This window comes from Flammeovirga sp. EKP202 (genome assembly GCF_014534745.1).
In the GTDB taxonomy this organism is placed as follows: domain Bacteria; phylum Bacteroidota; class Bacteroidia; order Cytophagales; family Flammeovirgaceae; genus Flammeovirga.
The window spans coordinates 107,364-124,149 of sequence record NZ_JACVVP010000004.1; the positions used below are offsets into that span (position 1 = coordinate 107,364).

General features: G+C 35.8%; 15 protein-coding genes. 11 read left to right on the plus strand and 4 right to left on the minus strand.

Translation table 11 applies throughout. The features are described 5' to 3' along the window. Positions 1-193: 193 nt before the first annotated feature. From IC221_RS03575 to prfB, 3 genes are all read right to left on the minus strand, one after another. Positions 194-604, minus strand: coding sequence for a response regulator (locus IC221_RS03575; protein ID WP_044205094.1), 411 nt, complete (start codon positions 602-604; stop codon positions 194-196). A gap of 229 nt (positions 605-833) precedes the next feature. Then, positions 834-2,384 (minus strand): aldehyde dehydrogenase family protein, encoded by a 1,551-nt coding sequence (locus IC221_RS03580; protein WP_188167643.1) that lies wholly within the window; start codon positions 2,382-2,384, stop codon positions 834-836. A gap of 205 nt (positions 2,385-2,589) precedes the next feature. Next, the gene (gene prfB, locus IC221_RS03585; RefSeq protein WP_188167644.1) at positions 2,590-3,663 is read right to left on the minus strand and encodes a peptide chain release factor 2; all 1,074 of its coding nucleotides are present in this window, start codon (positions 3,661-3,663) and stop codon (positions 2,590-2,592) included. A 228-nt stretch (positions 3,664-3,891) separates the two neighbouring features. On the opposite strand from prfB, the gene IC221_RS03590 reads away from it, so the two are divergent. The 4 genes from IC221_RS03590 (at position 3,892) to IC221_RS03605 (ending at position 8,418) form a co-directional block, all read left to right on the plus strand. Then, positions 3,892-4,800 carry a hypothetical protein gene (locus IC221_RS03590; protein ID WP_188167645.1) on the plus strand — a complete coding sequence of 303 codons (909 nt, stop codon included), beginning with the start codon at positions 3,892-3,894 and terminating at the stop codon, positions 4,798-4,800. 42 nt (positions 4,801-4,842) lie between these two features. Continuing rightward, a complete protein-coding gene (locus tag IC221_RS03595; RefSeq protein ID WP_188167646.1) occupies positions 4,843-6,192 on the plus strand; it encodes a peptidylprolyl isomerase in 1,350 nt (449 codons plus the stop codon). Positions 6,193-6,579: 387 nt separating this feature from the next. Beyond that, complete coding sequence (locus IC221_RS03600; RefSeq protein ID WP_044205236.1) at positions 6,580-7,542, plus strand: MoxR family ATPase; 963 nt, start codon at positions 6,580-6,582, stop codon at positions 7,540-7,542. Positions 7,543-7,629: 87 nt separating this feature from the next. Further along, a complete protein-coding gene (locus tag IC221_RS03605; protein ID WP_188167647.1) occupies positions 7,630-8,418 on the plus strand; it encodes an SUMF1/EgtB/PvdO family nonheme iron enzyme in 789 nt (262 codons plus the stop codon). On the opposite strand, the gene IC221_RS03610 is transcribed toward IC221_RS03605, so the two are convergent. After that, positions 8,415-8,810 carry a hypothetical protein gene (locus IC221_RS03610; RefSeq protein ID WP_188167648.1) on the minus strand — a complete coding sequence of 132 codons (396 nt, stop codon included), beginning with the start codon at positions 8,808-8,810 and terminating at the stop codon, positions 8,415-8,417. The genes IC221_RS03605 and IC221_RS03610 overlap by 4 nt on opposite strands. Before the next feature lie 103 nt (positions 8,811-8,913). Here IC221_RS03610 and IC221_RS03615 point away from each other — a divergent pair, with 103 nt between their 5' ends. The 7 genes from IC221_RS03615 to IC221_RS03645 all read left to right on the plus strand — a co-directional run bounded on the left by IC221_RS03615 (position 8,914) and on the right by IC221_RS03645 (position 16,726). Next, positions 8,914-10,395: a sodium-dependent transporter gene (locus tag IC221_RS03615; protein ID WP_188167649.1), complete on the plus strand. Its 1,482-nt coding sequence runs from the start codon at positions 8,914-8,916 to the stop codon at positions 10,393-10,395. A 67-nt stretch (positions 10,396-10,462) separates the two neighbouring features. Continuing rightward, complete coding sequence (gene ispE / locus IC221_RS03620) at positions 10,463-11,272, plus strand: 4-(cytidine 5'-diphospho)-2-C-methyl-D-erythritol kinase (protein WP_188167650.1); 810 nt, start codon at positions 10,463-10,465, stop codon at positions 11,270-11,272. 359 nt (positions 11,273-11,631) lie between these two features. Next, positions 11,632-12,309 carry a succinate dehydrogenase cytochrome b subunit gene (locus IC221_RS03625; protein WP_044205119.1) on the plus strand — a complete coding sequence of 226 codons (678 nt, stop codon included), beginning with the start codon at positions 11,632-11,634 and terminating at the stop codon, positions 12,307-12,309. 67 nt (positions 12,310-12,376) lie between these two features. Beyond that, positions 12,377-14,305, plus strand: coding sequence for a fumarate reductase/succinate dehydrogenase flavoprotein subunit (locus tag IC221_RS03630; protein WP_188167651.1), 1,929 nt, complete (start codon positions 12,377-12,379; stop codon positions 14,303-14,305). Positions 14,306-14,409: 104 nt separating this feature from the next. After that, complete coding sequence (locus IC221_RS03635; RefSeq protein WP_367397758.1) at positions 14,410-15,174, plus strand: succinate dehydrogenase/fumarate reductase iron-sulfur subunit; 765 nt, start codon at positions 14,410-14,412, stop codon at positions 15,172-15,174. A gap of 164 nt (positions 15,175-15,338) precedes the next feature. Beyond that, positions 15,339-16,421 carry a hypothetical protein gene (locus IC221_RS03640; protein WP_188167653.1) on the plus strand — a complete coding sequence of 361 codons (1,083 nt, stop codon included), beginning with the start codon at positions 15,339-15,341 and terminating at the stop codon, positions 16,419-16,421. A gap of 80 nt (positions 16,422-16,501) precedes the next feature. Next, positions 16,502-16,726 carry a TM2 domain-containing protein gene (locus tag IC221_RS03645; RefSeq protein WP_044205127.1) on the plus strand — a complete coding sequence of 75 codons (225 nt, stop codon included), beginning with the start codon at positions 16,502-16,504 and terminating at the stop codon, positions 16,724-16,726. Positions 16,727-16,786 lie beyond the last annotated feature (60 nt).

The window sequence follows — 16,786 nt, forward strand, 5'->3', positions numbered from 1 at the left end:
CGTCACAAACAGAAAAGGTATTGATAATAAAATCAATACCTTTTTTTGTTAATTAATGATTAGAGTGCTGAGAATGTAAGTGAGCTAATTAAGAGTAGATAAACTCCTTTGTAAACTAGTCACCGTTCTTAAATTTAAGACTTACAATACATGTTTAACAATGCCTCTAACACATTTATATATATGCTGTGTTTTAAATTTCGAGTAGTGATAAATTTTTCTGAGTCAACGGCTTGTTGACGTATTTTTTAACGTAACTGTAGTTTTGTGATCTACTGATGTCCTGAGGATTGATAGAAGAAGTTAACATGACGATGTTGCACTTTGCTTTCGTTTTTTCATCCAATTGATCAAATAGGTCTAGAAATTGAAAACCATCCATTAGAGGCATATCAATGTCTAAAAAAATAAGCTCAGGTAAAACTTGATCAGCTATATCTCCAAGCTTTTCTATATTACGAAGAAACTCAATTGCACTTTTTGCTCCTGAATGAATAAATATGTTGTCGCTTATTTTAGAAGCCTCAATCATTTTTTGATTTATGAGATTGTCGATTTCATTGTCATCAATCAACATCACAGAAAAGTATTTGTTTTGAGCCATAAAGTAATGTTAAAACAGATAGGTATGTACTATTGTGTAAAGAGAGTACTATAAAAATTCATTTATATTGGTTGAATAATCTCTAATTCAATATAACCAATGAAGGGGCAATGTCAAAGAAATTTGACCATTAAATAATGAATAAAAAAGCTCTTTTGATGTAAGTTTTAATTATTTATACTATAAAAAGAGCTTTAAAATAATTAATCTTAAAGCTCTTTCTACATGATTAAATATCGAATTTAATACCCTGGGCCAAAGGAAGTACTCTTCCATAGTTGACGGTATTGGTTTGCCTTCTCATGTAAGCTTTCCAAGAATCTGAACCGGATTCTCTTCCGCCTCCAGTTTCTTTTTCACCTCCAAAAGCACCACCAATTTCAGCTCCAGAAGTACCAATATTTATATTAGCGATCCCACAGTCTGAACCTGCAGCACTTAAAAATGCTTCCGATTCTAGGAGGTGATTTGTGAAAATAGCAGATGATAAACCTTGTTTTACATCATTCTGAATTTGAATAGCATTTTCTACCTCTCCATTGTACTTTATAAGGTAGAGAATAGGAGCAAATGTTTCATCCTGTACAATTTGGTAGTGATTTTCTGCTTCAATGATAGCGGGATATACGTAATTTTCAGAAAGACCCTCAGCATGAAAGGAAACTCCACCGATTAATAAATTTCCACCTTCAGTTTTCGCTTTCTCAATCGCAGCTTTAAATGTAGTTACAGCATCTTTGTCAATCAAAGGACCAACAAGCTTACTTTCATCTAAAGGATTTCCAATAGATAGTGACGGATAGATTTTAAGCAAGCGCTCTTTTACTTGTTCATAAACGCTTGAATGTACAATCAATCTACGTGTGGAAGTACATCTTTGACCACATGTTCCAACGGCTCCAAAAACAGTGGCTCTGATAGCCATTTCTATATCTGCGTTTTCAGTAATGATCAATGCATTATTTCCCCCAAGTTCTAATAATGATTTACCAAGACGAGCTCCTACAGCAGCACCTACTTTTTTACCCATACGAGTAGATCCAGTAGCTGAAATTAATGGGAAACGTTGGTCATTTGACATTTTAGCACCCACTGCAGCATCACCAATTATATAGCTGAACAAACCTTCTGGAAGATCATTTTCATTCAGCACATCTTGAAGAATGTATTGACAAGCAATGGCTGTTAATGGAGTTTTTTCTGAAGGTTTCCAAATGCAAACATTACCCGCAATAGCCGCAATCATAGCATTCCATGACCAAACTGCTACCGGGAAATTGAAGGCAGAAATGATACCGACAATTCCAAGTGGATGCCATTGTTCGAACATTCTATGATCTTGTCTTTCGGATTTCATTTCAAGACCATACAATTGTCTTGATTGCCCAACAGCGAAATCACAGATGTCAATCATTTCTTGAACTTCACCCAGACCTTCTTGGTAGATTTTACCCATTTCGTAAGTAACCAATTTCCCAAGAGGTTCTTTATATTTTCTTAGTGCCTCACCAATCTGACGTACAATTTCACCTCTTTTAGGAGCAGGTAATACCTTCCATACTTCAAAGGCTTTTTGAGACTCTTCAATAATGATTTCAAGGTCCGCTTCCGTAGCCATTTCTACTTCAGCAATTAATTCACCATCTGCAGGAGAGTAGATTTTTCGTGTTTCACGATTCTCATCTAGTTTCGCAAATTTTCTACCTGTAGAAAAGGCAGGGTTGCGTTGTCCAATTCCTAATTCTTTAAGGAAGTCTAATTGAACCGAAGTTGTATTCATGTTATATATGATGTGTTTAATATGCTTAGAACTTGTGTAAAAGTTAATAGGTTAATATGTTCAAGTTCCTCGTAAAGTTGAAAAAAAAGAAGATGAAGACAAAGAAAAACCTTAAAAATAAACGTAATATTTACGTTTGTGTTTTTAAGGTCTTGTTAATAAACTTTCTAGGTTTAATATTTGATAGCTTAAAAGCTTTCTAAAACTAATTCTGCATCAAAAATGCTTTGATGAAATCATCCAAATCACCGTCCAATACTTTTTGAACATCTGTTTTTTCAACACCTGTTCTGATATCTTTTACCAATTTATAAGGATGCATGGTGTAGTTTCTGATTTGTGAGCCAAAGTCTACTCTTTTCTTAGAGTTTTCCACTTTAGCTTTTTCAGCATTTCTTTTTTCTACTTCCTGTTGATACAATCTTGATTTCAACATTTTAATTGCTTTCTCCTTGTTTTGTAACTGAGAACGCTCTTGTTGACATTCGACTATAATTCCTGAGGTGTGACGTAAACGAACTGCAGTTTCTACTTTATTTACATTTTGACCGCCAGCACCACCTGAGCGGAAAGTTTCCCAAGTGATATCAGCTGGGTTTACTTCAATTTCAATAGAATCATCTACCACTGGGTAAACGAAAACAGATCCAAAAGTGGTGTGTCTTTTTCCACTGGAATCAAATGGACTCAAACGAACCATTCTATGAACTCCAATTTCAGATTGTAGGTAACCGTAAGCGAAATCGCCTTCAAATTCGAGTGTAGCTTGTTTGAAACCAACAACATCCCCTTCGTTGGTGTTGACTACTTTTACTTTATAACCATGAGACTCCCCCCACATTTTATACATTCTGAAAAGCATCTCTACCCAATCATTAGATTCAGTACCGCCAGCACCCGAGTTGATTTCCATCATGGCACTGAGACTGTCTTCTTCATTACTTAACATCTTTTGTAATTCCAAAGCATCAATAGCCTCTTCGGTTTTCTTCCCTTCAGCATTCAACTCTTCCTCATCAACATCACCAGCTTCAAAAAACTCAAACAAGGTTTCAAGATCTTCCAATAATGAACTGATTTCATCAAACTTATCGACCCAAGATTTCAATCCTTTGATTTCTTTTAGCAAAACTTCAGCTTTTTTAGGGTCATCCCAAAAGCCAGGGGCGGTAGTTTCAGCTTCTTTGCTTTCTATTTCTTTCTTTTTTGAAGATATATCAAGGTATCCATCTAGTGCATTGACACGAGTTTTTAACTCTTTCAGCTGAGATGTGTTCATATTAAAATTCTTACTTTATCTAAAAACTTGAAACTAATTAAGTCAAGTCTTTTATCCATTAAAGCCCAAATATAGGAGATTTTTTTGAGCTTAACTTGTGTTCTAGTGTATTTAGAATTGATGAAAGAGCATAATTTTAAAGAATTTTAATACTTTTTTTTCATCAAAAAGGACGTATTGTGTGTCACGAATAATGCACGGCAATTCTAATTAATTAAATTTGCCACTATGATTAAGAAAAACTTCTACATATTTAGCTTGATGGGCTTGCTTTTGATGACAGCTTCTTGTGATCAAGTCAAAAAAACATTTTCAAAAGTAATAGAGGAAGAGAATATTCAAAATTCTAGAATCCCTTTGGCTAGAGTGAATGATAAAGTGTTATATGATACTGAATTGAAGAATTTATTTACAGATAGAATGTCTCGTAAAGATTCAATCAATATCAGAGATAGATACATTAATACTTGGGTCCGAAAAGTGATTACTTTAGAAAGGGCAGCTTCTCAGGTGAATGTGGAGAAATTGGATTTGGATAGGAGATTGGAAGAATATAAGTTCCAACTCATCATGCACGAATATGAGAGAGAATACATCACTTCTCATCTTGATACGATAGTCACTGATGAACAAGTGAAGTCTTATTACCTTCAAAATTCAGAGGACTTTATTTTGAAAACAAACATTGTAAGAGGTTCTTTTTTGAGGTATCCTAATTCGGCTCCTGAATTGAAGAAAGTGAAGGATTGGGTGAAAAGTAAAAAAGAGAAAGATAAAGAAAAATTAAGATCTTCTGCTTTTGCTTATGCAGATTTTGTACATTTGGAAGATTCGGTGTGGTTAGATTTGGATGAACTTCTCTTCGGTACTCCATTTATGAACTCCCAGTCTGAGGTGACCAATTTGCTGAAAAGAGATAAATTGTGGGAAGCAAGTGATGAATCCAATACTTACATCTATAAAATTGATGATTATAAGATCGTGGATCAAACACCTCCTTTACAGTTTGTGTCAAAACAAGTGAAGAATGTGATCTTAGGAAAAAGAAAATTGAAGCTTCGTAGTGAGTTGGAAAGTCAATTGTATGATGAAGCTACAAAAAATAATGAATATGAGATTTTTGTCTCAGAAGAATAAACGCTAAACAGAAAATACTTTAAATAGAAGTATAGAGTCAATATGAATCAACGTACTTACACCTTAATAGGAATTTTATTCCTTTTTGCATCATCTCTATTCGCACAAGACGATGCTGTACCGGTCGATAAAATCATAGCCAAAGTAGATAATAACATTATTTTATTGTCTGAAGTTGAAGCGGGCTATCAACAAATGCTTGCTAATGGACAATATCCTCAAGATAAAAAAGAAGCAAAATGTGATATCCTAAAGGGATTGATCGTGAATAAAATCATGTATGCAAAGGCTCAAATTGACTCCATTGAAGTGGATGATGCAAGAGTGGCGGACGAATTAGAAAGACGTATGCAGTATTTTATTCTTCAAGCTGGTTCTCAAGAAAAATTAGAAAAGACATTAGGTAGTTCTGTTAACGACTTGAGAGACGATTTGAGAGATCAAGTAAAAGAACAAATGACTGTGCAGACGATGCAACAGCAAATCATTTCTGGTGTTACGATTACTCCAAAGCAAGTGAAAAAATATTTTGAGTCTATTCCTCAAGATAGTATTCCATTCTTATCTGCAGAAGTGAAAGTAGGTCAGATTGTGAGAGAACCTCAAGTATCAGAATCAGAGAAAGAAAAGGCGAGACAGCAATTGTTGGATATTAAGAAAAGAATTCAAGACGGTGAAGATTTTGGTGTTTTAGCAAAGCAATATTCTCAAGATTATGGTTCAGCAAGAAAGGGTGGAGACCTTGGATGGCACGGTAGAGGTGAATTAGTACCGGAATTTGAAGAAATTGCTCTAACTGTAGAACCAAATGAAATTGCAGATCCTGTAGAGTCGGATTTCGGTTACCACTTAATTCAGTTGTTGGAGAGAAGAGGTGGTCGTTTCAGAGCGAGACATATTTTGATCAGACCAAAGTCAAATTACCAAGACGTAAAAGATGCGGTAGTCTTTTTGGATAGTATCCGTACTTTAATTGCCGAAACAGATACATTAGGTTTTGAAAAGGCAGTAAACCTTTATTCTGATGATCAACCTACACGTGCTAATGCAGGTTATTTCAAAAATAACGTGACAGGTAGTTCTTATATGGCAACAGACGAGTTAGACCCTGTAGTATTCTTTGCTATTGATACGATGAAAGTGGGTAACACTTCTAAGCCATTAAAGTACCGTACGGAAGATGGCCAAGATGCGGTTAGAATTATTTATTATTCTGATTACAAGCCTCCGCATTACGCGAACTTAAAAGATGATTATCAAAAGTTACAGCAGGCTACCTTGAATAGTCAGAAGAATGAGATCCTTGAAAAATGGATCAAGACAGCCAAAAATGATGTCTTCATTGAAATCGATCCTGAATATGAAGGGTGCGATATTCTAGAAGGTATATAAAACAAGATATAGAATCTTACAATGAGAGGTATAATAATGGTAACTATTATACCTCTTTTTTGTGGGTTTTACTTTTAAAACTTTGAAGTTGTGGATGAGTTTAAAGAAAAAGAGACAGGATCTATATCTTTGATAGAAGGAGAGGAGACTTTTCATGGAATCTTTTTAGCTCCTTACATTTTTGATTGAATGCTCTTTTCTTTAGAATACATATTATTTTTGTTGTTATACTTCTAAATTCTCTCTTGATTTATTCCTCAAAAAAAACTAATTTCAATTGTCCTAAAATATAGGATGAATTGATAAGTGAATACTTCATTGATTTTTTACTTTGCTTTTAGCAAGCAATTAAGTCGCTAGAATAACAATTAAAACATGACGTCAAAAATCACTTTTGGATCTGATAAAGAAGCAGCAGATGCATTACATAAAAAATATAATCAATTAAAAGAGGAAATTGGAAAGGTTGTCATTGGACAGGAAGATACCGTACATTTTGTATTGACGGCGATTTTTAGTCAAGGGCATGCACTATTACAAGGTGTGCCGGGTCTAGCCAAAACCCTTTTGATTAATACAGTTGCTCAAGCCTTGGATTTGGATTTCAGTAGGATTCAATTTACTCCAGATTTGATGCCGTCAGATATTTTAGGAGCGGAAACTATGGATCAAGATAGGAAATTTAAATTCGTAAAAGGTCCTATTTTCTCTAATATTATTCTAGCGGATGAGATCAACCGTACTCCTCCAAAAACACAATCGGCGCTTTTGGAAGCGATGCAGGAATATAAGGTAACAATTGCCAATCAAGAATTTCAATTAGAGAAACCTTTCTTCGTATTAGCTACGCAAAACCCTATTGAGCAAGAAGGTACATATCCATTGCCAGAAGCACAATTAGACCGTTTTATGTTCAATATCATTTTGGATTACCCGTCATACGCAGATGAGGTAAATGTTGTGAAAACGACAACCAATGATGAAAAGAAGGTGGTTGAAAGAGTGATGGGAGCAGAAGAAATTTTATACTTCCAGCATTTGATTCGTAGAGTACCAATAGCAGATAATGTAGTGGAATATGCTGTGAAATTGGTACACAAGACACGCCCTAATTCAGAGTTAGCAGATGATTATACCAACAAGTTTGTAGATTGGGGAGCAGGACCTAGGGCATCACAGTACTTAGTAATTGCAGCAAAGTGTCACGCTATCTTATCTGGTAAATATTCTCCAGACATTGAAGACATAAAAGCTGTGGCTGTAAGTGTACTAAGGCACAGAGTAGTAAGGAACTTCAAAGCAGAAGCAGAAGGGATTACAATAGTAGATATTATTAAAAAACTTTTATAAGTTTACAGAAAGGCCAAATACACCTAATTATTTGGTCTTCTTTTTTCTTTAAAAATACCAAAACAAAATAAACTTTAAATAATCTTCATGAACCGTACATTAAAACACACAATTCTATTTTTATCTAGTTTTTTGATAATACACCTAGCATCCGCTCAGAAAAAGAAAAGTTATACAGATAAAGCACAAGGAGTTTCATTTGATATGGTCTTTGTAAAAGGAGGCACTTTTAAAATGGGCGATAAGAAAGGGGATTTATTATTAGATAATGGAGTAAACCCTTCTATTCCTGTTCATGAAGTTTCTGTTGATGGATTTTTTGTAGGGAAACATGAAGTTACTCAATCGCTCTGGGAGGCAGTGATGGGAGAAAACCCAAGTGAACTGAAAATGGGAAATCACCCCGTTGAGATGGTTTCTTGGAATGATTGTCAAGAGTTTCTTAAGAAATTAAATACATTGACAGGAGAGAACTACCGTTTGCTTACGGAAGCAGAATGGGAGTATGTGACGAGAGGAGGAAAGAAGATGGCTAGTACTGATGCAGCTTCTCAAAATATACCTATGAGAGCATGGATTTCTTCTAATACAGATGACCACCAACATCAAGAAGTAGGCACAAAAGCAGCCAATGAATTGGGGATTTATGACCTTCAAGGAAATGTTTGGGAGTGGGTCAATGATTGGTATAGTGAAACTTCTTACAAACAGTCTACTCATTCGAACCCTCAGGGCATTCAAAATGGTACAACAAAAGTATACAGAGGAGGCTCATTTATGAGTGAGGCACTTTTCTGTAGACCTGCCTACCGTAATTTCGACAAGCCAGATGTGAAAATGAATTTCTTGGGCTTAAGAATCGCAAGATCACTTTAATCGTTTTTCTGAAGTTCTTTCTTTTTATTCCTTGCAATAAATAGGAAACCTAAAGGAGCAAATATCAACGTAGGAATTGTTGAAAGCTCTGGGTTCGGAGTTCCTTTAAAAGAATGAACGGTATAAGTAGCGAGGATTGCGATAGTGGAGGGAATCAAAACCCCTTTTAAAAATTCACCCTTCGAGGTGTACCTTTCACAAAGTGCCGATACATATCCACCAAATAGGAATGTATAGGCACTTTGTTTTAATGCGGCAGTGGTAGCCAAAGGAACGGATTGAGCATCATAATAATTAATGCCGAACACTAAAACACCCAAAAAGAGCGCTCCAGCTAAACCATACCTTATACTTATGTATGTTTTTATATAATGCTTTATCGATTCAATCATCTCTAGACTTCAATTTTATTTTTTAACTTGGAGTTTTAAACTCTACTTAAACCATAGCTAATTTAACAATTAGTGATTTAAACCATAATAAACAAACGAGACTATGAAAGAAAATGTTGAACAATTCAGTAGTAAATGGGGTGTCATTTTAGCTTCATTAGGAATGGCTATTGGAGCAGGAAACTTATGGCGGTTTCCACGTTTGGCAGGGCAGTATGGAGGAACATTTATCATCTTATGGTTTATTTTCTTATTTATATGGTCAATACCCATTCTACTTTCAGAATTTTCAATAGGAAAAAAGTTTAAGCAAGGAGTAATCGCTTCTTTTGCTCAAGCAGCCGGAAAGAAGTATACTTGGATGGGCTTTTTCATCACGATATGTACATTAGGAATCACCTTTTATTACTCCGTTGTAACAGCATGGGGATTAAGATACGTTGGGCTATCCACAACTTTATTGGATAATGCAACAGCACTTGAAAATCTTAATCAAAGCTTTTTAGATCAATATTGGCAAGATGTGGCCAACGGAAGTGTATTAACAGTTTTACTTCATATTGGAGTGGTTTTGTTTGCCGTTTTTATGTTGTATAAAGGAATACAGCAAGGTTTAGAGAGAGTCAATAAAATACTGATACCATCTTTACTCTTTTTGATGTTGTTAGTTTCCGCAGTGGCATTATCAACTGAAAATGGGCCTAAAGGATTACAATATATGTTTCATATTGATCCAGCTTTATTTTTTAATTCTAAAGTCTGGATTGAGGCCGTTACACAATCGGCTTGGAGTACAGGTGCCGGTTGGGGGTTAATGTTGACCATTGCTTCTTATTCAAGGGAAAAAGAGGATGTGACTTTTAATATTCTGGTCAGTGGAATTGGGAATAACATCGCATCACTAATCGCAGGAATAGCCATTTTGCCTGCTGTATTTGCTATTGCTTCTGATGATGCACAGGCCATAGCTTATCTCCAATCAGGAAATACCGCTCTTACATTTACCATTATCCCATTATTATTTGCCAAGATACCTTATGGAGAATTTTTAGGTGTGATTTTCTTTGTTGCTTTTACAATGGCTGCCTTTAGTTCATTGATAAGTATGATAGAACTTTGTATCAAAACATTTACGGATTTAGAGTTTAAAAGAACAAAAGCGAGTATTATCACAGCGGTTTTATGTATTGCATTGGGGATGCCTTCGGCAATCTCTTTGGACTTTTTCTCCAATCAGGATTGGGTATGGGGCCTTGGACTTTTGATCTCAGGTCTATTTATCAACTTTGCAGTACAAAAAAATGGCATCAAGAAATTCAAAGAAGATTATATTGATGAAGATTCGAGCATTATTATTCCAACTGTCTTATACCAATTTGCCATGTATCTTAATATAGGAATTGGCGTATTTCTAGTTTGGTGGTGGATGTCGCAAGGTTACAGTGAAGCACCTTGGTTTACAGAAGAAGGGACATGGAATTTCTTTGACGTTTATTCCAATGCAACGATCGTAACACAGTGGGGGATTTTAATTTTAGTCGGGTTGATTTTTAATAATTGGTTGTATAGAAAATTCGTGAAGTAAGGTACAGATTGTCATTTCAATTCGTAACTTCGTTGTTCCAAGTAAAACTACAACGTCAAATTGAATAATGATTTCCTTTCCAAACGCTAAAATTAATATTGGTTTAGCCATAACAAGCAAACGAGAAGATGGGTATCATGATATAGCATCATGTTTTTACCCAATTGGATGGACTGATATTTTAGAAATTGTTCCAAGCGAAGAATTATCTTTTTCGAGTACGGGTATTGATATACCCGGGGATGCGAATGGTAATTTATGCTTGAAAGCCTATCATTTATTGAAGAGTGATTTTGATATTTCTCCCGTTACTATCCATTTACACAAGGTGATACCGATCGGAGCAGGACTGGGTGGCGGTTCAGCTGATGGTGCTTATGCCTTAAAGATGCTGAATGAAATCTTTGAGTTAAATCTGTCTACAGAAAAGCTTGAGGAATACGCATTGGAATTGGGAAGTGATTGCCCGTTTTTTATTACTAACAATCCATTGTGGGTGACAGGAAGAGGAGAAGTATTTTCTAAGATAGAATTATCCCTCGCAGGCAAGTGGATTATGATGGTCAACCCTAATATTCATATCTCAACAAAGGAAGCATACTCAGGAGTAGTTCCTATGGAATTAGAGGCGGATTTGAAGCAAATTGTAGAGGATGATATTTCAATATGGAAGGAAAAAGTAAATAATGATTTCGAGCAAGGAATTTTCAAGAATCATCCTCAAATAAAAGAGATCAAAGAACATTTGTACAAAGAAGGAGCAGTGTATGCGAGTATGACAGGATCAGGTTCTACACTTTTTGGAATTTTTGAAACTAAACCCGTTGAAACTCTTTTTTCAGCTTTTACTACATGGGTTGGAAAGTTAGATTCATAAAGGTAAAATATAGTAATTTAATGAAAGGTTACGAATTGGCGAAAATTCGTAGCCTTTTTTTGTTCGTTTACATTAGTTTGAAAAGATGACTTTTGTTTCCTTTAAAAGGAAACATTTTACAAATACAAGTGTCTGACTGACTATTAAATCTTATTTACAGGTTTGTATAACTCTATTATTCAGTTGTTTGTGAAATAAAAGTACGTTGCATAAACAGAGCTGTTTCACTTGTTTAGATTTATTCAAAATAAGGTTCTGCTGACCATGATTATTGTATCTGTTTTAGTTGAGGTATAATTTTGCAACGAAATAAATTAGAGAACTATCTCACCACAATATTTATCTAAACGTTAATTTTTATGAGTTGGCAGAAATCGTTGAGTAGTACAATCGGGAGAAAGATTATGATGTCTCTCTCAGGTATTTTACTCATCTTATTCTTAGCCGGACACGTGTCTGGTAACATGACGTTATTAATGGGAAAAGCTGATGCTTTTAACATGTACGCTCACTTTATGTCTACTAACCCTTTAGTACAAGTAGTAGCGAACGTTTTTAAATTATTCTTCTTAGCTCACATTGTGTATGCGATTATTTTAACAGCACAAAACAAAAAAGCTAGAGGCGGACAAGCTTACAAAGTAACAAACAAAGACGGTTCTCAAGTATCTAAATACATGGGAGTGTTAGGATCTGTAATCGCAGTATTCTTAGTTGTTCACTTAGCACAGTATTGGGCAGTAATGCACGAATTAAGAGGTGAAATTTCAACTACAACTATCGATGGTGTAGAAATGAAAGATCTTTATTCTGTAGTAGCAGTATCTTATGCTAATCCAATGATTGTTGCGGCTTACGTTATTTCTATGTTTGTATTGGCATTCCACTTATGGCATGGCTTTGCAAGTGCTTTCCAAACATTAGGATTAAATAATAAGAGATACACTCCAATTATCGCTTTCTTAGGTAAAGCATATTCTATTATCGTTCCAGTATTATTTGGAGCAATTCCAGTTGTAATGTTTTTGAACAGTTAGTAAAACAACTTTTCAAAACAAAACATTACAGAGTTATTAATCAATAACATTAAAACTATAGAATAGAATGTCATTAGAATCAAAAATCCCTGCAGGCCCATTAGCCGAGAAGTGGGAAAAACATAAATTCAACGTAAAACTTGTTAACCCTGCAAACAAGAGAAAGTTTAACATCATTGTTGTAGGTACAGGTTTAGCAGGAGCATCAGCTGCTGCAACTTTAGCAGAATTAGGATACAATGTAGACGCGTTCTGTTTCCAAGATTCACCTCGTCGTGCTCACTCTATTGCAGCACAAGGTGGTATCAACGCCGCTAAAAACTATCAAAATGACGGTGACTCAGTTTTCCGTTTATTCTACGATACAATTAAAGGTGGTGACTATAGATCACGTGAAGCAAACGTTCACCGTTTAGCGGAAGTATCTACAGAAATTATTGACCAATGTGTAGCTCAAGGTGTACCATTCGCTCGTGATTACGGTGGGTTATTGGATAACCGTTCATTTGGTGGTGCTCAAGTATCCCGTACGTTCTACGCTCGTGGTCAAACTGGACAACAATTACTATTAGGTGCATACTCAGCGTTAACTAAAATGGTGAACACTGGTAAAGTGAAAATGCACACACGTAAAGAAATGCTTGACGTAGTAACTATCGATGGTGCTGCTAAAGGTATTGTAACTCGTGATTTAGTAACTGGTAAAGTGGAGTCTCACGCAGGTCACGCTGTATTGCTTTGTACTGGTGGTTACGGTAACGTATTCTTCCTTTCTACAAACGCAATGGCTTCAAATGGTTCTGCTGCTTGGAGAGCATACAAAAAAGGAGCTAAGTTTGCTAACCCTTGTTTCACGCAAATTCACCCTACTTGTATTCCTGTACACGGTGATTACCAATCGAAATTAACGTTGATGTCAGAGTCATTACGTAACGATGGTCGTGTTTGGGTTCCAAAAGATAAAAAACATGCGAAGATCACTGCTGCTGAAGCTGTGAAACTTCCAGAATCAGAAAGAGATTACTACTTAGAAAGAAGATATCCTTCATTCGGTAACTTAGTACCTCGTGATGTAGCATCTCGTAACGCGAAGATGGTATGTGACGAAGGAAGAGGTGTTGGTGTAACTGGTCTTGCTGTATTCTTAGATTTCGCTGATGCAATCAAGCGTGATGGACAGAAAACAATCGAGGCGAAGTATGGTAACTTGTTTGACATGTACAAGCAAATTACAGCTGACAATCCTTACGAAGTACCAATGATGATTTACCCTGCAGTTCACTACACAATGGGTGGTCTTTGGGTAGATTACAACTTATCAACTAACGTTCCTGGTCTTTATGCATTAGGAGAAGCTAACTTCTCTGATCACGGTGCTAACCGTTTAGGTGCATCAGCATTAATGCAAGGTTTAGCGGACGGTTACTTCGTAATCCCTTACACAATTGGTGATTACATTGCAACACTTCCATTAGGTCAGGCTGTTGATAAATCAAATCCTGCTTTTGCTGAAGCTGAAAAAGCGGCGCAAGCAAGAATCGATAAATTATTAAATATCAAGGGTAACCAAACTCCTGATGATATCCACAAGAAATTAGGCCACATCATGTGGGAATACTGTGGTATGTCACGTAACAAAGAAGGTTTGGAGAAAGCTCGTGGTATGATTCAAGAATTACGTAAAGAGTTCAACAAAGACTTGAAAGTAATCGGTGCTAATGAGGAGTTAAACATGACGCTTGAGAAAGCATTACGTTTAGAAGACTTCTTAGAATTAGGTGAGTTGATGGTAATCGACGCACACAACCGTTCAGAGTCTTGCGGTGGTCACTTCCGTGAAGAATCACAAACTGAAGAAGGTGAAGCATTACGTCAGGACGAAGAGTTCTCGTATGTTGCAGCTTGGGGTTATGAAGGAGAAGGTAAAGATCCTTCATTAACTAAGGAAGACCTTGTATTCGAAAACGTGAAGTTAACGCAACGTTCTTACAAGTAATTTATCGAAGAGTTGGGGCGACTCAACTCTTCCTCAAACAAAATCAACAAACAGGTTGTTAGCAAACTAACACCTACAATTTGAAGATCATGGCAGGAAAAACAATTAATATAAAACTTAAAATTTGGCGTCAGGCTGGTGAAAACAAGCCGGGTAAATTTGAGTCATATGAAGTAAATGATGTATCAGTTGATATGTCATTCCTAGAAATGCTAGACGTTCTTAACGAGAACGAATTAAAGAAAGGTAGCGACCCTATCCACTTCGATCACGATTGTCGTGAAGGTATTTGTGGTATGTGTTCTTTATATATCAATGGTAAGCCTCACGGTCCTAAGCACGGTATCACTACTTGTCAGTTGCACATGCGTACTTTCAGTGATGGTGAAACTATCGTTGTTGAGCCTTGGAGAGCTTCTGCATTCCCAGTATTAAAAGATTTGGTTGTAGACCGTACTTCTTTTGATAGAATTATGCAAGCTGGTGGTTACGTAACAGTATCTACTGGTGGTGTACCTGACGCAAACGAAATTGCTATCCCTAAAACTGTAGCGGATGAAGCAATGGATGCTGCGCAGTGTATCGGTTGTGGTGCTTGTGTTGCAGCATGTAAAAATGCTTCAGCAATGCTATTCACTTCAGCTAAAGTATCTCAGTTAGCTTTATTACCACAAGGTGGTGCAGAGCGTAAGCGTCGTGCATTAGCAATGGTAGAGCAACATGATGCTGAAGGTTTCGGTGCATGTACTAACACAGGTGCATGTGAGGCTGTATGTCCGAAAGAAATCTCTATTACTCATATCGCAAGATTGAACAGAGAATTCACTCGTGCATCGTTCTCAGGTAACGAAACAGATTATCAGAACTAATTTTAACGTTTAGTTATATATTGGAAGGGTTAAGCACTTAGTGTTTAGCCCTTTTTTTATATCTTTAAGCTCCTAAGTTAAACCAATCATACTTGAGGAATAGAACTATTGAAATCACAAACATCTAACAGTTTGATGATCTGACTTTTATTGTAAATATTTAAATGAAACTAATATCAACAATCTTATTGTGGGCAATGATTGCCACTGGACTTCATGCTCAAGAATTAGCACTTCGCCGTGGAAAAATAATAACACTCCAAAATGATACATTGGATGTGATGCTTTATCATAAGGACATTACAAACTATAAAAAATGTACTTATGACAAAGATGGAACAGTTGCTGTATTTTTACCTTCAGAAATAAAAGGGTATTATTTTGATGAGGGTGAGCATTATGTTGCTAAAGAAGTGCCTATAAACGATAAGGAATATCAAATGTACTTTGTAGAGTACTTGGTAGAAGGGGTTAAAAACCTTTACTTCTCTAGAGTAAAAGGCGCTTTTCAATACTATATTGATTATGATGAGACAAAGTTAGTCAACTTACATCATGGTAAAAAAGAAGTGGAAATTGATGGTGTCACCTATTTTAAAAATGACAATAGAATAAAAACGTCATTGTTGTATTATTTTGATGATGCATCTGTCAGCGTTCAAAACAAGATAAATGCAATTTCTACAACCCCATCCACCAATAATTTAATTAAAATTACAAAGCAGTATCATGATGAAAATTGTGGTGAGAATGCATGTACGGTATACCGTAAGGAGAAAAGAAAAATACATCTATCAATCGCCCCTTTTTATGGAATGACCTATATGAGAGACAATGCTACTTCGTTTACAAGCTATGGTGCTTTGCTCTATTTATGGTTGCCAAAGGCCAGTGAGCATTTATATTTAAGAACAGGTTTTCAAAGAAGAAGCCTTGAGCAAGTGCCAGAGAATGGTTCTGTGGGGACTTTACATGAATATACTACTATCCCATTTCAATTTGAATACCGATTCTTAAAAGGACGATTTCAACCGCGTTTAAATTTTGGAACAAATTGGCATTTCGGTGACGCTGGTAATGGTGTAGGGCTAACTATTGCAGGAGGAGCAGGTTTCAATGTAAACGTTCATAAAAAAGTATCTTTGTTCGCAGAATTACAGACTGATATTGTATCACTTGTATGGTGGGATAATGTAGATCCATTTTTTACGTATTCTCCCTTAGCTGGTGTCCAAATAAGTTTCTAAATTATTAAGCATAATCCAAACATTTGTAAAGGGTATTCGTATTACTATATATAGTGTCAATTAATAAAATATATAGTAAAATGAAATCAAGTTTAGTTGCTTATTTATTGTGGTTCTTCTTCGGATTGTTGGGTATTCATAGATTCTATTTAGGGAAGACAACTTCCGGAATTGTTTATCTTTTAACAGGAGGAGTTTTTGGAATTGGTTGGATTGTCGATTTATTCCTGATTGGAGGAATGGTTGATGAAGCCAATTTTAAAGCAGGAAATATAGCGGCGATGGAAGATATGATGAACAGATAGCCATAAAAAATTATAGATAGATCCAAGGTCTAACATATTGATGTTAGGCCTTTTTTTATG

Coding starts and splice junctions, on each gene's coding strand:
- IC221_RS03630 (WP_188167651.1), top strand. CDS start 12,377: ATGTCATTAGAATCAAAAATCCCTGCAGGCCCATTAGCCGAGAAGTGG.
- IC221_RS03615 (WP_188167649.1), top strand. CDS start 8,914: ATGAAAGAAAATGTTGAACAATTCAGTAGTAAATGGGGTGTCATTTTA.
- IC221_RS03580 (WP_188167643.1), bottom strand. CDS start 2,384: ATGAATACAACTTCGGTTCAATTAGACTTCCTTAAAGAATTAGGAATT.
- IC221_RS03575 (WP_044205094.1), bottom strand. CDS start 604: ATGGCTCAAAACAAATACTTTTCTGTGATGTTGATTGATGACAATGAA.
- ispE (WP_188167650.1), top strand. CDS start 10,463: ATGATTTCCTTTCCAAACGCTAAAATTAATATTGGTTTAGCCATAACA.
- IC221_RS03605 (WP_188167647.1), top strand. CDS start 7,630: ATGAACCGTACATTAAAACACACAATTCTATTTTTATCTAGTTTTTTG.
- IC221_RS03610 (WP_188167648.1), bottom strand. CDS start 8,810: ATGATTGAATCGATAAAGCATTATATAAAAACATACATAAGTATAAGG.
- prfB (WP_188167644.1), bottom strand. CDS start 3,663: ATGAACACATCTCAGCTGAAAGAGTTAAAAACTCGTGTCAATGCACTA.
- IC221_RS03625 (WP_044205119.1), top strand. CDS start 11,632: ATGAGTTGGCAGAAATCGTTGAGTAGTACAATCGGGAGAAAGATTATG.
- IC221_RS03645 (WP_044205127.1), top strand. CDS start 16,502: ATGAAATCAAGTTTAGTTGCTTATTTATTGTGGTTCTTCTTCGGATTG.
- IC221_RS03595 (WP_188167646.1), top strand. CDS start 4,843: ATGAATCAACGTACTTACACCTTAATAGGAATTTTATTCCTTTTTGCA.
- IC221_RS03590 (WP_188167645.1), top strand. CDS start 3,892: ATGATTAAGAAAAACTTCTACATATTTAGCTTGATGGGCTTGCTTTTG.
- IC221_RS03640 (WP_188167653.1), top strand. CDS start 15,339: ATGAAACTAATATCAACAATCTTATTGTGGGCAATGATTGCCACTGGA.